At 64.8% G+C, this 14,162-nt stretch carries 12 protein-coding genes; 6 read left to right on the forward strand and 6 right to left on the reverse strand.

Annotation, left to right across the window (positions count from 1 at the left end; genetic code table 11):
* Positions 1-43: 43 nt before the first annotated feature.
* The 3 genes from ACSQ8R_RS14485 to ACSQ8R_RS14495 all read right to left on the reverse strand — a co-directional run bounded on the left by ACSQ8R_RS14485 (position 44) and on the right by ACSQ8R_RS14495 (position 3,744).
* The gene (locus ACSQ8R_RS14485) at positions 44-1,093 is read right to left on the reverse strand and encodes an ABC transporter ATP-binding protein (protein WP_436254008.1); all 1,050 of its coding nucleotides are present in this window, start codon (positions 1,091-1,093) and stop codon (positions 44-46) included.
* Positions 1,090-2,658, reverse strand: a complete 1,569-nt coding sequence (locus tag ACSQ8R_RS14490; RefSeq protein WP_436254009.1) for an ABC transporter permease — start codon at positions 2,656-2,658, stop codon at positions 1,090-1,092. The genes ACSQ8R_RS14485 and ACSQ8R_RS14490 overlap by 4 nt, the downstream gene beginning before the upstream one ends.
* 72 nt (positions 2,659-2,730) lie before the next feature.
* Positions 2,731-3,744, reverse strand: coding sequence for an iron ABC transporter substrate-binding protein (locus ACSQ8R_RS14495; RefSeq protein ID WP_436254010.1), 1,014 nt, complete (start codon positions 3,742-3,744; stop codon positions 2,731-2,733).
* Between the two features lie 167 nt (positions 3,745-3,911).
* Between ACSQ8R_RS14495 and ACSQ8R_RS14500 the strand changes: the two genes are divergently transcribed.
* Together ACSQ8R_RS14500 and ACSQ8R_RS14505 are read left to right on the forward strand one after the other, a co-directional pair.
* Positions 3,912-5,981, forward strand: a complete 2,070-nt coding sequence (locus tag ACSQ8R_RS14500) for an ATP-dependent helicase (protein WP_436254011.1) — start codon at positions 3,912-3,914, stop codon at positions 5,979-5,981.
* Positions 5,982-6,072: 91 nt separating this feature from the next.
* On the forward strand, positions 6,073-6,783 hold the full coding sequence (locus ACSQ8R_RS14505; protein WP_436254012.1) for an alpha/beta fold hydrolase: 711 nt from the start codon (positions 6,073-6,075) through the stop codon (positions 6,781-6,783).
* Positions 6,784-6,863: 80 nt separating this feature from the next.
* Here the strand turns inward: ACSQ8R_RS14505 and ACSQ8R_RS14510 are convergent, their stop codons facing one another.
* The 3 genes from ACSQ8R_RS14510 to ACSQ8R_RS14520 form a co-directional block, all read right to left on the reverse strand.
* The gene (locus tag ACSQ8R_RS14510; protein ID WP_436254013.1) at positions 6,864-7,361 is read right to left on the reverse strand and encodes a histidine kinase; all 498 of its coding nucleotides are present in this window, start codon (positions 7,359-7,361) and stop codon (positions 6,864-6,866) included.
* A 162-nt stretch (positions 7,362-7,523) separates the two neighbouring features.
* Positions 7,524-8,246, reverse strand: coding sequence for a DUF1003 domain-containing protein (locus ACSQ8R_RS14515; protein ID WP_436254014.1), 723 nt, complete (start codon positions 8,244-8,246; stop codon positions 7,524-7,526).
* 1 nt (position 8,247) lies between these two features.
* Positions 8,248-10,026, reverse strand: coding sequence for an ABC transporter ATP-binding protein/permease (locus ACSQ8R_RS14520; protein WP_436254015.1), 1,779 nt, complete (start codon positions 10,024-10,026; stop codon positions 8,248-8,250).
* 381 nt (positions 10,027-10,407) lie between these two features.
* Between ACSQ8R_RS14520 and ACSQ8R_RS14525 the strand changes: the two genes are divergently transcribed.
* The 4 genes from ACSQ8R_RS14525 to ACSQ8R_RS14540 are packed head-to-tail and all read left to right on the forward strand — an operon-like array spanning position 10,408 to position 14,094.
* Positions 10,408-11,028 carry a TetR/AcrR family transcriptional regulator gene (locus ACSQ8R_RS14525; RefSeq protein WP_436254016.1) on the forward strand — a complete coding sequence of 207 codons (621 nt, stop codon included), beginning with the start codon at positions 10,408-10,410 and terminating at the stop codon, positions 11,026-11,028.
* Complete coding sequence (locus ACSQ8R_RS14530) at positions 11,025-11,990, forward strand: HlyD family secretion protein (protein ID WP_436254017.1); 966 nt, start codon at positions 11,025-11,027, stop codon at positions 11,988-11,990. Before ACSQ8R_RS14525 ends, ACSQ8R_RS14530 begins: the two co-directional genes overlap by 4 nt.
* Complete coding sequence (locus ACSQ8R_RS14535) at positions 11,987-12,937, forward strand: ABC transporter ATP-binding protein (RefSeq protein WP_436254018.1); 951 nt, start codon at positions 11,987-11,989, stop codon at positions 12,935-12,937. Before ACSQ8R_RS14530 ends, ACSQ8R_RS14535 begins: the two co-directional genes overlap by 4 nt.
* Positions 12,934-14,094, forward strand: a complete 1,161-nt coding sequence (locus ACSQ8R_RS14540; protein ID WP_436254019.1) for an ABC transporter permease — start codon at positions 12,934-12,936, stop codon at positions 14,092-14,094. Before ACSQ8R_RS14535 ends, ACSQ8R_RS14540 begins: the two co-directional genes overlap by 4 nt.
* Positions 14,095-14,162: the final 68 nt, after the last annotated feature.

The following is a 14,162-nucleotide window of genomic DNA, read 5'->3' on the forward strand; positions in this document are numbered from 1 at the left end:
CCCTGACCCTTTGGTCAGAAAGCCCTGCGGTCAGAATATCGGTCTACCGGAAGAGATGCGCCGTCCCCGCCACGCCGATCGCCACCCGGTCACCGGTAGACAGTGCCTCGCGGCTCGGAATGTCGAGCCGGAAGGAGAAGCCCTGCTGACCTCCGCCGAGCGTGATCCGCACATCCGAGGTCGGGCCGCAGAAGTTCATCTCGGCGATCGTTCCCGAAGCGCCCTCGTCGCCGCTGTCGCGGCGGGCATGCGCAACGGTAATCTGCTCCGGCCGCAGCATGATCTCGGCCTTGCCGCGATAGGCGATGTCATCGACCGGCAGGACCCCAAGGGGGCTTTGAGCCCGCCCGTCCGCGACATCGGCGGGCAGCACGATCGCCTCGCCGAGAAAGGCCGCCGTCGCCGCATCGACCGGCCGCGAATAGACCTCGCGCGGGCTCCCCACCTGCGCGAATTTTCCCGCCCGCATCACCGCCACCTGATCGGCGAAGGCAAGCGCCTCGCCCTGGTCGTGCGTCACCAAAAGCGTGGTGATGCCGGCCGCGGTCAGCACGTCGGTCACCGCTTTGCGGGTCGCGGCCCTGAGGCCGGTATCCAGCGCCGAGAAGGGCTCGTCCAGCAGCATCAGCCTCGGCTTGCGCGCCAAGGCTCTCGCAAGCGCTACGCGCTGCTGCTGGCCGCCTGAGAGCTGATCCGGCTTGCGGGCGAGCATGGCCGCATCGAGCCCCACCATGTCCATCAGCTGGGCGATGCGGGCGTTCTTCACCGAGGCCTCCGCCTCCAGCCCGAAACCGATATTCTGCCGGATCGTCAGATGCGGAAACAGGCAGCCGTCCTGCGCCACGATACCGATGCCGCGCTTGTGCGCCGGCACCTGGGAGCGGGCGTCGGCAAGCTGCAGGCCGGCGAACACGATGCGCCCCTCATCCGGCGCATCGAAGCCGGCGACCAGGCGCAGAAGCGTGGTCTTGCCGCAGCCGGAAGGCCCGACGATCGCCGTGCGGCTGCCTGCGGTCACCGAAAGATCGATGCCGTCGAGGGCAGCGACGGAGCCATACTGTTTGCGCAGGGAGGTCAGGGTAAGAAACGTCATCGCCCGGCGATCTTTTTCGATTGGTGGTGGAGAAGAAAGGTGAGCGGCAGCGAGAAGGCGACCATCAGCACCGCATAGGGCGCCGCACCCGCATAGTCGATCTCGCCGGTCAGCGCCCAGAAGGCCATGGCGAGTGTGCGCGTGCCGTTCGGCGCCAGCATCTGGGTGGCGGTCAATTCGTTCATGATGCCGAGCGACGAAAGCGCCACGCCCGCAGCCGCTCCCGGCGCCGCGAGCCGGATCGTGGTCGCGAGCAGCGCATTGCCCGGCGAGCGCCCGAGGCTTGCCGCCGCCTGTTCGATCTCGACCGGCACCTGCGCGATGCTGGCGCGCAGGCTCACCAGCGCCCGCGGCAAGAACATCACCACATAGGCAAGCACGATGGTCGCGACGCTCTGGTAGAGCGGCAGCATGACCCGCACGGTGATCGTCACCAGCGCCAGCGCCACGACGACGCCCGGCATCGAGCTTGCGAGATAATAGCAGCCTTCGAGGAACCGGCTGGAGGGGGTCGGCCGGCGCACGGAGAGCCAGGCGATCGGCACGGCGGCTGCCGTCGTTGCAAGCCCGCCGATCAGGCAGATGACCAGCGTCTGCCACAGCGCCAGCCCGACCTCGTCGAGGCGCCAGACGTCGGCGCCGCCGGCGATCAGCCAGCGACCGAGGGTCAGCACCGGAATGCCGAGCGCAAACGCGGCCGTCACCGCAGGCAGGAGGAGAGCGACGTATTTCCACTTGCCGAGCCGAGCGATCTTCGGCCGGCGCGCGACGCCGGACCCGAGCCGCGCATACCGGCTGCGGCCACGCAGCGAGGCTTCGAGGCCGAGCAGCACGAAACAGCAGAGCACCAGCACCAGCGCCAGCATATAGGCGGCGACGCCGTTATAGGTCGATTGGAACTGGTCGATGATCGCGGTCGTGAACGTGTCGAAGCGGATCATCGCAAACAGCCCGTATTCGGCCAGCAGATGCAGGCCGATCAGCAGGGCGCCGCCGCAAAGTGCAAGCCTGAGCTGCGGCAGCACGACGCGCCGGAAGACCGCGAAGGGCGCCAGCCCCAGCGAGGCAGCCTGGTCTTCCAGCGCCGGATCGAGCAGCCGGAAGGCGGCCGAAAGGGGGAGATAGAGAAACGGGAAATAGGCGACGACCGAGATCGCCACCCCGGCTGCGAGGCCGTTGAAACCGGGCCATAGCCCGATCCATGCATAGGAATGCACGAAGGCGGGCACGGCAAGCGGCGTGACGCAGAGCCACGACCAGAACCGCGCCCCCGGCAGGTCGCTGCGCTCCGTCAGCCAGGCGAGCGCCACTCCGAGCACCGCGCAGATCGGGATGGTGAGGACGACGAGCAGGATGGTATTGGCCAGCAGTTCGCCGACACGCGAACGGAAGATCAGCTGCGAAGCCATGTCCCAGCCGGTCACGACCGCTGCCCATAACACGAAGCCGAGCGGCAAAAGCGCCAGCAAAGCCACCACGACGGCGATCGTCAACGTCCAGGACGATGCCGCCGGCAGGCGGGGTCGCGGCGCGATCGTGATCCTGGTCTCTGTGGTGGAAGTCATTGCCGGTCCGAAAATACGAGACATCGCAGGTACGCCCTGCGATGTCTCCTTGCAACTGTTATCGGCCGCTTTTCAGAGCAGGCCGGCGGCGGTCATCATGTCGGTGACCTTGGCGTTGTTGAGTGTCGAGGGTTCGACCTTCGGGGCCGCCAAGTCGGCGATCGGGGTCAGCATCTTGTTCGAGGCCTCGCCCTTGCCGACGGCGTATTCAAAGGAGTTGCCGTCGCGCAGGATCTTCTGCCCGCCCTTGCCGGTGACCCACTTCAGGAAGGCCTGCGCCTGTTCCTTGTGCTTCGACGAGGCGAGGATGCCGCCGCCCGAGATCGACACGAAGGCACCCGGATCCTGGTTCTTGAAATAATGCATGCCGATGTTCTTGGTGTTCTCGCCGGTCTTCGCCACGTCGCCGAAATAGTAGTAGTGGTAGATCAGCGCGCCTTCGAACTGGCCGGCATTGACCGCCTTCATGGCCGTCGAATTGCCGCGGATCGGGGTTGCATTTTCCTTCATGCCCTTCAGCCAGGCGGCGGTCGCTTCTTCGCCCTTGAGCTGCAGCAGCGCACCGACGATCGCCTGGAAATCGGCGCCCGACGGAGATGCCGTCCAGCGGCCCTTCCATTCCGGCTTGGCAAGGTCGAGCATCGACTTCGGCAGCTTGTCTTCGGTCAGCTTGGTCTTGTCATAGGTAAAAACGGTCGAGCGGGCGGCGATGCCGACCCAGTTGCCGTTGGCCGGATGGAAACCCGGCAGAACCTGGTCGAGCGTCGCCTTGTCGATCGGCGCAAACAGGCCCTTGCCGTCTACCAGCACCATGGCCGGCGAATTTTCGGTGAGGAACACGTCGGCCGGCGAGTTTGCGCCCTCCTGGACGATCTGGTTGGCGATTTCGAGATCGCTGCCCTGGCGGATGGTGACGGCGATGCCGGTCTCTTCCGTGAAGGCCTTCGCCCATTCCTTGGTCAGCCCTTCGTGCTGGGCATTGTAGATGGTGAGGCTGTCGGCCACCTGCGCCGAAGCCGGCGAGGAAAGGGAAAGAACGGAAAAGGCCAGGGCAACGCCCGCGGCCAAGCTGAATGAAGTTTTCAAGATCGCCTCCAAAATTTGACCCGGTTCTCTTAGACAAACAGGATTTACTTGGTCAAGTTAAGGCCTGTTCCCAAGTCCGTGATGCCGATGGAAAAACGCCGGGCCGGTGGAGGCAGGCGCAGGCGCACGAATCAGCTATGGCTAATTCGAACACATCGGGAACGGGCATGGCTGTTGCTTATCTGGAAAAGCTGAATGATGCACAACGGCGTGCGGTCGAGCACGGCTCGGACGTGCCCGAGGGCGGTCCGGCCGGGCCTTTGCTGGTCATCGCCGGCGCCGGTTCCGGCAAGACCAACACGCTCGCCCATCGCGTCGCGCACCTGATCGTCTCGGGCGCCGATCCGCGCCGTATCCTGCTGATGACCTTTTCCCGCCGCGCGGCTTCGGAAATGGCACGCCGCGTCGAGCGCATCTGCGCGCAGGTCATCGGAGCCAATGCCGGCATCATGACCGATGCGCTCGCCTGGGCCGGCACATTCCACGGCATCGGCGCGCGGCTCCTGCGCCTTTACGCCGACCAGATCGGCCTCGACCACGACTTCACCATCCACGACCGGGAAGATTCCGCCGACCTGATGAACCTGGTGCGCCACGAACTCGGCTTCTCGAAGACCGAGAACCGCTTCCCGACCAAGGGCACCTGCCTGCAGATCTATTCCCGCGCCGTGAATTCCGAAACGCCGCTTGACGAGGTGCTGAAACAGCATTTTCCGTGGTGCTCCGCCTGGGAGCCGCAGCTGCGCGAACTGTTCGCCTCCTATGTCGAGGCCAAGCAGGCCCAGAACGTGCTGGATTACGACGACCTCCTGCTCTACTGGGCGCAGATGATGAGCGAACCGGCGATTGCCGGGGATGTCGGCGGCCGTTTCGATCACGTGCTGGTCGACGAATACCAGGATACCAACCGCCTGCAATCGTCGATCCTGATGGCGATGAAGCCCGGCGGCATTGGGCTGACCGTCGTCGGCGACGACGCCCAGTCGATCTATTCCTTCCGGGCCGCGACGATCCGCAACATCCTCGATTTCCCGAACACCTTCGATCCGCCGGCGAACATCGTCACGCTCGACCGCAACTACCGCTCGACCAGCACGATCCTCGCGGCCGCCAACGGCGTCATCGATCTCGCCCGCGAGCGTTTTACCAAGAACCTCTGGACCGAGCGCCAGTCGGAGGAACGCCCCCGCCTCGTCGCCGTCAAGGACGAGACCGAGCAGGCCAACTACATCGTCGAAAAGATCCTCGAAAACCGCGAAACCGGCATGACGCTGAAACAACAAGCCGTGCTGTTCCGCTCCTCGCATCATTCCGGCCCGCTCGAAGTCGAGCTCACCCGCCGCAACATCCCCTTCGTGAAATTCGGCGGCCTGAAGTTTCTGGACAGCGCCCATGTCAAGGACATGCTGGCCGCGCTGCGTTTCGCCCAGAACCCGCGCGACCGCGTCGCCGGTTTCCGGCTGATGCAGCTCATCCCCGGCATCGGCCCGCAGACGGCCGGCAAGATCCTCGACGCGATCGCCGCCGATCCGGAACCGCTCGCAGCGCTGCAGGAAATCCCTGCCCCGCCGCGCTCCGGTGCCGACTGGCCCGCCTTCGTCGAGATGCTCGCCGCCGTCCGCAAGGGCGAAGGCTGGCCCTCCGAAATCGGCCTTGCCCGCCAATGGTACGAGCCGCATCTTACCCGCATCCACGAGGATGCCGAAACCCGCAAGGCCGACCTGCTGCAACTCGAACAGATCGCCTCCGGCTATACGTCCCGCGAGCGGTTTCTCACCGAACTGACCCTCGACCCGCCGGATGCGACCAGCGCCGAATCCGGCACGCCGCTGCTCGACGAAGACTACCTCATCCTCTCGACAATCCATTCGTCGAAGGGCCAGGAATGGCGCTCGGTCTTCCTCTTGAACTGCGTCGACGGCTGCATCCCGTCGGACCTCGGCGTCGGCTCGACCGCGGAGATCGAAGAGGAACGCCGCCTCCTCTATGTCGCTATGACGAGGGCGAAGGACCACCTGCACCTGATGACGCCGCAGCGTTTCTTCGTCCACGGACAGGCCTCGCAGGGCGACCGCCACGTCTATGCCGCCCGCACCCGCTTCATCCCGGCGACCTTGCTGCAATTCTTCGAAACCGCCGCCTGGCCGGTCGTCGCGCCGATGTCCGACGCCGAACGCCAGGCCCGCCACCAGGTCCGCATTGACGTCACCGCCCGCATGCGCGGCATGTGGCGCTGATACCTATCCTTTGTCCCCTCACCTGTCGCATTGACGGCGCCGTCGCGCGATGAAAACATCCGGCTCGGTGCTGGCATCAAGGGGGGAGAATATGGCGGGCCGCAGGATCGTATTGGTGCAGGGAGCCTGGGGATCGAGCGCGAGCTGGACGCCGGTCGCCGATATTCTGCGCGGCATGGGCCACCAGGTCTTCGTTCCGAGCCTCACCGGGCTCGGCGAACGCGCCCATCTGTTTTCCGGCGCGATCAACCTCGATACCCATATCGCCGATGTCTGCGGCCTCATCGAAGCGGAAGGCCTGGAGGAATTCGACCTCGTCGGCCATTCCTATGGCGGCATGGTGATTACGGGTGTCGCCGATAAGTTCGCCTCGCGCATCCGCACGCTGACCTATCTCGACGCTTTCCTGCCGGAAGACGGCCAGTCAGCGCTCGACCTGCTCGGGCCGGACGTGGCGATGGCCAACCTCGCGATGGCCGGCGAACATGGCGGCGTCGCCGTGCCGCCCCCTTCCCGTCATGCCACCCGCGTGCCGGAACAGCTGCGCCACTACATGACCAGCCGCTCGCCGCAGCCGTTCGCGACGATGATCCAGAAGATCAAGCTGTCGGGCGACTATCGGAAGGTCACGAAAAGGCTCTATGTTTCGGCGAACATCGACCAGTCGGCGATCTTTTCCGGCATCTACGCCAAGGTCGGCGCCGATCCGTCCTGGCAATCGACGGAAGTCCCGAGCGGCCACATGCTGCAGCTCGAAATGCCCGAAGAGATCGCCCGCATCATCAGCGACTTCATCGGCTGACGGACGGGAGTTACCTGCCGGGCACTCGTCGAGCCCTGAGCCTGAAGCGGCGGCGGACAGAACCGCCGCCGCAACTGCTATTAGTTTACGATCGGCTTGATCGACATCAGGATGTCGACCAGTTCCTTCTGGTGCTTCTCCTCGTCGCCCTTGCTTCCCCAATAGGTGACGACGAGGCCCTTGGTCGGCGACGTCTGAATGAGTGCCAGCCCGACGCTTACCGGACCGTCCTCGTCCTTGCCGTCCCAGTCGAGGGTGGTCATCTGCATTCCGTTGAACTCCTCGACCGGAGTTTCCTTCAGCGTCTTGGGATCGACGGTGACGCCAACCTCCTTCAGGAAGTCGATGGCCTCCGAAACGGTCTTGTCCATCGACTTCAGCTCCGCGACATCGGCGGAGAGATAGACGGCATCGTCGCTCGACGTGGCATCGACGCCGGTGTCGGTTTCCTTCGGGCTCCAGCTGTCGGGGATCTTGATGCTGGCGATCGGAGCGTCGCTCGGGAACTTGAGCGTTTTTGCCTCGGCCAGCATCGGAGCGGCCATAACGAGCATGGCAATGAGGAGAGCTTTTTTCATCTGTGAATCCTGAGAGAGTGGGGACCGCAGATGCTTCAACCAGCGGCGAAAACCCGTTTAGCACGCAGCCCTTTAAGAATGGGTGGAGCGGACATTCAAAAAGCCGGGGAGTTCCGCAAAAATTGCCGCTGCGATCACAACGTCCTCTTGGGCCAGAGGGGCCTAGTTCGGACCCCGCCCGCCGCCGCGCCGTTCCAGAAGCTCGATCTGGATCTGCTGCATTTCTGCCAGCCGCTCCCATTGATGCGCCATTTGGTGGTCGATCTTTTCGTGGAGCTGGCGGATTTCGAGCTCGGCGCGCAGGTTGATCATGTAGTCGTTCTCGGAGCGCAGCCGGTCCTTCTGCTCCTGCCGCCGCTGGCTCATCATGATGACCGGCGCCTGCAGCGCGGCAAGGCAGGAAAGCACCAGGTTGAGCAGGATGAACGGATAGGGGTCGAAAGGCTGGGCGAACAGGCCGGCGACGTTGATCCCCATCCAGACGACCAGCACGCCGAGGAAACTCAGGATGAACGTCCATGAGCCGCCGAAGGTGGCGACCTTGTCGGCGACCCTCTCGCCGAAGGTCGGATTGCGCTCGAGCAGGTCGGTGGCGCTCGTCTGCACCGTGGAGGCCCCCTTCTCGAAACTGTCGAGCACACGCCTGTCGAGATCCGAAAGCTCGCCGCGCTCCTCGTCGAGCAGCTTTTCCACGTAGCGGCGACGGTAGCGGCCGAGATCCTCGTCGCAGATATAGCTATCGGTCGTGCAGTCCTCGAACTCTTCGGCGACCATTGCCAGGAGATTCGGCCGCAGGTGCCCGGCCTGGTGCATTTTCGAAAGCGGAAAAGTACGGCCGCAGACGACGCATTGGCCGGTCTTGGTCGGCATCATGTGCCTGCCCATGTCACGCCTCTTCCTTCTTCTTTTCGGCATTCGCATGGAGCGGCGACAGGTGGAATAGCCGCGGCGAGAACTTCTTCCGGAACTCTTCCGAACGGCCGATATAGATGAGCGTCACGCCCTCGAGACGGCTGAGCACCCCCAACAACCGTTCCTGGGTCTCCGGCTCCAGTCCTTCCAGCACGTCGTCCATGATCAGCCAGTCCGGCTTGCGCAGCACCGCGTTGGCGATCGACAGCGCCGCCTCCTCGTCCTTGTCGAGCTGCCGGTCCCAGCGCTCCACCTCGTCCAGCCGACGAACGAGACGGCCGAGCCCGACCTTTTCGAGGGCACCGGCCAACGCCTTGTCGTCGATGTCGCTCAGCCCGGCCGGATAGGTCATCACCTCGCGCAGCGTCGCCGTCGGCAGGTATCCGTCCTGCGGCATCAGGATCATGCTGCTCATCGGCGGCAGGCCGATCTCGCCGCGCCCCCAGGGCCAGATGCCGGCCAGTGCCTGGAAGAACAGATGCCGGTCGGCGCCCGGATCGCCATTGATCATCACCCGCTCGCCCGGCTTGATGGCGCAGTCGCCTTCGACGACGCGCACCCCGTGTCCAGCCTCGCCCTGCTCGGGCGCGCCATAGACCGTGACGCCGCAAACGCTGATGCCCTCTCCCTGGCGCGCCTCGCGATAGACTATCACCTCGCCCTCCTTGGCCGGCGTATCCATGGCGAGCAGCGCATTGCGGAAGGACGAGACACGGTTCAGCGTCGCCCGCCAGTCGGCGATGACGCTGAAATTGACGACATACCAGCGAAGCGCCTGGTTGACCTGGTTGAAGGCGCCGACCGCCATCATCAGTCCGCCGAAGGAAAGATCGCCGGAGAAATACATCGGCGACGCGATGATGATCGGCGCCACCAGCGCCAGCCAGCCGAACCCCGCCGACACCCAGGTGAGATTGGCGAGCGCCCAGGCGAGCTTGCGCAGCATGCCCAGCACGCCGTCGATCGCGAAATGCACCCGGTCGCGCTCGCTTGCCTCGCCGCGTGCGAGCGTGATCGGCTTCAGGTTCTCGTTGGCGCGGACCAGGGCCGCGCGCAGGTCCGCCTCGCGGGCGTAACGCTCGGCGTTGAGGCGGGGCAGCAGGTTGCCGACCACGTTGCTGAGCACCGAGCCCAGAAGCGCATAGAGGATCGTCGTCCACACCATATAGCCGGGGATAGAAATGGCGTGGTCGCCGAAACGAAAGACGAAATCGGACGAGATCGCCCAGAGCACGCCGATGAAGCTCCCGAGCAGGATCGTCGAGTTGACGAGCCCGATCGCCAGCGCCGTGGTGTTTTCCGCCAGGATGCGGGTGTCCTCGTGCAGCCGCTGGTCGGGGTTGGCGGCGATCGAGCCTGCGCCGACGAGCTTGAGCGCCCGGCCGGGTTTGAGCCAGACATCGGCGAGATCGCGCGCCAGCCCCTCGCGCATCCGCATGGCGGTGATCTGATTGAGCCACTGCTGCACGACGTTGAGCAGCGTCAGCGACAAGGCGATGACGCCGAAGACGACGAGCTGGTTCAGGAATTCAGGCATGTCGCGGCGTTCCAGCGCGTCGTAGAACGGCCCGTTCCACTCGTTCAGCCGGTATGTCGCATAGGTCGTTGCGAAGATGACGACGAGCAGCGCGACCGTCAGGACCAGGACGCGATTGCGCACCGGCGCATTCCAGAAGGCCTTGCCCATCATGCGGAGTTGGCCCCCCAGGGGAAGTTCGAAGGCCGGTGCTACGCCTTCGGTATTCTGCGACATCTACTGCGACTCCTGCAATCACCCTCGTCACCCCCAACTTAGCATGCGTTTGCGGCTTATGCAGCTTCGAGGGGATCGGCTCCCCCTATATGATGACGCAATCGCAATTCCTCACCCTCCCCCCACCAAAATTGAGCAACTCGTCTCCGCGGAGCCCGCAGCAGGGATGATCCGGGGAGTGCGCGGCATTCCCTACCCCGTTGATACGGCAGGACAATCGCATCAGGGATGTAAAGTGGGAGTGGCGTCCCCAACCCTCCCCCACAAGAGGGAGGGATTCTACGGACTGCCCCCACCAGCCTCCACGCGTCCCAAAACCGCTTGCAATTTTTATAACAGAATGTTACTGACCGACCAGTCAGTCATAATTGAGAATGCACGATGGCCGAGAGAAAAAGGGAAAAACGCGATCCGCAGCAGCGCCGGGCCGAAATCCTGGCAGCCGCCTTCGCCTGCTTTTCGGAGCGCGGTTTTGCCGCAACCCGCATGGAGGATGTCGCGGCACGCGCCGGCATCGCCAAGGGCACCGTCTACCTGCACTTCCCGGACAAGGAGGCGCTGTTCACCGAACTCGTCTCCGGCATCGCCTCGCCGATCCTCGGCCAGATCGACGGGCTGGCGGCCAACGAGGCGATCCCGCCGCGCTTCGCCATCTCGATGTTCTACACGCTCTTCAAGCGCGAGGTGCTGGAGACCGAGCGCCGCCACCTGTTGCGGCTGATCCTCGCCGAGGGCCCGATGTTTCCGGGCGTCACCGAATTCTATCACCGCGAGATCATCTCCAAGGGGCTCGGCGTGTTGCGCATCCTGCTCGCCCGTGCCGCCGACCGCGGCGAACTGCGCAATCCGGCGCTGGCCGAGCTGCCGCAGATCGTCATGTCGCCCGCGTTGCTGTCGATCATCTGGACGACGCTGTTCGAAGCCTACGAACATCTCGACACGCAAAAGCTCTTCGACACCTTCCTCGATACCCTTTTCGTGCCGGAGGGAGCCGCGAAATGAAGCGAATCCTTGCCATCCTTGTTCTCGCGGGCGCCGCCCTCGCCGCCTTGCCTTTCATTTTCGCCGACCGTGCACCGCGCCCCTATCAGGGCTGGGTCGAGGCCGACACGCTGTTCATCGGCACCGAAACCACCGGCCGCCTGACCGGGATCAATGTCGCCGAAGGCCAGGCGATCGAAGCCGGAACGCCGCTGTTCAGACTGGACTCCTTGAGCGAAGAGGCCGCCGTCGCCGCGGCCCGCGCGTCGCTTGCGCGCTCGAGGGCCGAACTGGATCTGGCGCAGGCCTCCCAGAAACGCCCCGAAGAGATCGACGTACTGCGCGCCTCCGAACGGGAGGCCACCGCCCGGCTGGAGCTTGCCGAACAGGATCTCGACCGCACCCGCGTCCTCGTCGAGCGCGGCACTGCGACCCGCGCCAATCTCGATACCGCGACCGCCACCGAAGCCGCCAACCGGGCAGCGCTCGACAATGTTCGCAGCCAGATCGTGCTTGCCGCACTCCCCGCTCGCGACGAGACGCTGCGCCAGGCAGAAGAATCCGTCGCTGCCGCCGAGGCCGATCTCGCTTCGGCGCAGGCAGCGCAGGCCCGCCGCTCGGTTTCGGCACCGGCCGCCGGCAGCGTCGAGACGATCTACTATAGAAGCGGCGAAGTCGTCCCCGCAGGCCGTCCGATCGTGGCGCTTCTGCCGCCCGAAAACGTCCGTATCCGTTTCTTCGTGCCTGAAACCGAGATCGCCGGATTGTCGCCCGGCCAGCCGCTCCGCGTCACCTGCGACGCCTGCCGGCCGTCCGACGCCAAGATCAGCTTCATCGCCAAAAACGCGGAATACACGCCGCCGGAAATCTACAGCCTCGAAGAGCGCGCAAAACTCGTCTACCGCGTCGAGGCCGTCCCGGCCGACCCCAAGTCGCTCCGGCCCGGCCAGCCGGTCGATGTCCTGCCCGGACCACGGCGATGACCGGCGAAACCTACCAGCTCGATGCACCCGAAACGGTGATCGACGTCCACCACCTCACCAAGAGCTTTGGCGGCCGCAAGGTGGTCGATGACGTCTCCATGTCGGTGAAGAAGGGCCGCATCCACGGCTTTCTCGGCCCCAACGGCTCCGGCAAGACCACCACCATCCGCATGCTCTGCGGCCTGCTGACGCCCGACAGCGGCGACGGCACCTGCCTCGGCTTCGACATCCTCACCGAAAGCGACCGCATCCGCCGCCGGGTCGGCTACATGACCCAGAAATTCTCGCTCTACCAGGACCTGTCGATCCGCGAGAACCTCGAATTCGTCGCCCGCGTCTACGGCCTCTCCGACGCCCGCGGCAAGGCGAGCGCGGCGATCGAACGCCTCGGCCTCAAGGGCCGCGAGAAGCAGCTGGCCGGCGAGCTTTCCGGCGGCTGGAAACAGCGCCTCGCGCTCGGCGCCTGCATCCTGCCCGAACCGGCACTTCTCCTCCTCGACGAACCGACCGCCGGCGTCGATCCGAAGGCGCGGCGCGATTTCTGGAACGAGATCCACGCGCTTGCCGCCGACGGCCTCTCGGTTCTGGTCTCCACCCATTACATGGACGAGGCCGAGCGCTGTCACGAGATCGCCTATATCGCCTACGGCAAGCTACTCGCCGAAGGCACGGTGGAGGAAGTGATCGCCGGCACCGGCCTTGTCACCTTCACCGTCTCCGGCCCGGACGTGCACCATCTCCAGGCCGACCTCGAAAACCGGCCCGGCATCGACATGATCGCGCCCTTCGGCACCAGCCTGCACGTCGCCGGCCGCGATGCCGAAACGCTGGAAAAGGCGATCGCCCCTTACCGCGACAGGCCGGGCCTCAAATGGGAAAAGGGCGAACCGACGCTCGAAGACGCCTTCATCGACCTGATGCGCCGCTCGGAGGACAATTTCCAATGACCACCGCGCCTGGCGATACCAATGGCAACGGCAATGGCGGCTCCTTCGGCCGCTTCTGGGCGATGACGGTCAAGGAATTCATCCAGATGACCCGCGACCGCATCACGCTCGCGACCATGGTCATGCTGCCGATCATGCAGCTTTTCCTGTTCGGCTTTGCGATCAACACCACGCCGCACAATCTGCCGACCGCGGTGCTGATGCGCGAAAACAGCGATGTCGGCCGCTCCATCCTCGCGGCGCTGAAAAATACCGATTTCTTCGAGGTGAAGACCGTAGTCACCCGTGCCGAGGACATGGATGCCCTGTTGCAATCCGGCGAGGCGCTGTTCGTCGTCGAAATCCCCGAAGGTTTCGAAAGATCGCTGCGCCGCGGCGATTCGCCCTCGCTGCTGGTCGCCGCCGACGCCACCGACCCGGTCGCCGCAAGCTCCGCGCTCGGCGCGCTCTCCGGCGTCGTCTCGACCGCGCTCGAAAACGACCGGGAGGTCGCCTTCGCCGAGCCGGTAAAGCCCGCCTTCCAGATCATCCAGCACCGCCGCTACAATCCGGCCGGCTCCTCGACGCTCAACATCGTCCCCGGCCTGCTCGGCACGATCCTGACGATGACGCTCTTGATCTTCACCGCCCTCTCCGTCACCCGCGAGGTCGAGCGCGGCACGATGGAGAACCTGCTTTCCATGCCGATCAAGCCCTTGGAAATCATGTTCGGCAAGATCGCTCCCTATGTGCTGATCGGCCTCATCCAGGCGCTGGTCATCATCGGCGTCGGCATCCTCGTTTTCCGCGTGCCGATCCTCGGCGATCCGCTGTCGCTCGCCGCCGCGACCTCGCTCTTCGTCGTCACCAACCTGTCGATTGGCTATACGTTCTCGACGGTCGCCGCCAACCAGCTCCAGGCCATGCAGATGGCGATGATGTTCTTCCTGCCGAACATCCTCCTCTCCGGCTTCATGTTCCCCTTCGCCGGCATGCCCGACTGGGCGCAGTGGATCGGCGAGGCGCTGCCGCTCACCCACTATATCCGAATCGTCCGCGCGGTGATGCTGAAGGGCGCCAGCATCGAGACCCTGGCCTATGACACGCTGGCGCTCGCCGGCCTGATGGCCGTCGCCATGCTGATCGCGGTCCGCCGTTTCCGCCGAACTTTGGATTGAAGCTGTAAAACCTGCGTCTTTCAACGGGGATGCCACATGCGACAAGCTCGGATTCCGCCTTGCATTAT

Source organism: Neorhizobium sp. LjRoot104 (genome assembly GCF_964253725.1).
Classification (GTDB): domain Bacteria; phylum Pseudomonadota; class Alphaproteobacteria; order Rhizobiales; family Rhizobiaceae; genus Neorhizobium.

Bases quoted from the DNA above. Each gene is read 5' to 3' on its own strand.
- ACSQ8R_RS14485 (WP_436254008.1), bottom strand. From the start codon at position 1,093: ATGACGTTTCTTACCCTGACCTCCCTGCGCAAACAGTATGGCTCCGTC.
- ACSQ8R_RS14490 (WP_436254009.1), bottom strand. From the start codon at position 2,658: ATGACTTCCACCACAGAGACCAGGATCACGATCGCGCCGCGACCCCGC.
- ACSQ8R_RS14500 (WP_436254011.1), top strand. From the start codon at position 3,912: ATGGCTGTTGCTTATCTGGAAAAGCTGAATGATGCACAACGGCGTGCG.
- ACSQ8R_RS14505 (WP_436254012.1), top strand. From the start codon at position 6,073: ATGGCGGGCCGCAGGATCGTATTGGTGCAGGGAGCCTGGGGATCGAGC.
- ACSQ8R_RS14510 (WP_436254013.1), bottom strand. From the start codon at position 7,361: ATGAAAAAAGCTCTCCTCATTGCCATGCTCGTTATGGCCGCTCCGATG.
- ACSQ8R_RS14515 (WP_436254014.1), bottom strand. From the start codon at position 8,246: ATGGGCAGGCACATGATGCCGACCAAGACCGGCCAATGCGTCGTCTGC.
- ACSQ8R_RS14520 (WP_436254015.1), bottom strand. From the start codon at position 10,026: ATGTCGCAGAATACCGAAGGCGTAGCACCGGCCTTCGAACTTCCCCTG.
- ACSQ8R_RS14525 (WP_436254016.1), top strand. From the start codon at position 10,408: ATGGCCGAGAGAAAAAGGGAAAAACGCGATCCGCAGCAGCGCCGGGCC.
- ACSQ8R_RS14530 (WP_436254017.1), top strand. From the start codon at position 11,025: ATGAAGCGAATCCTTGCCATCCTTGTTCTCGCGGGCGCCGCCCTCGCC.
- ACSQ8R_RS14535 (WP_436254018.1), top strand. From the start codon at position 11,987: ATGACCGGCGAAACCTACCAGCTCGATGCACCCGAAACGGTGATCGAC.
- ACSQ8R_RS14540 (WP_436254019.1), top strand. From the start codon at position 12,934: ATGACCACCGCGCCTGGCGATACCAATGGCAACGGCAATGGCGGCTCC.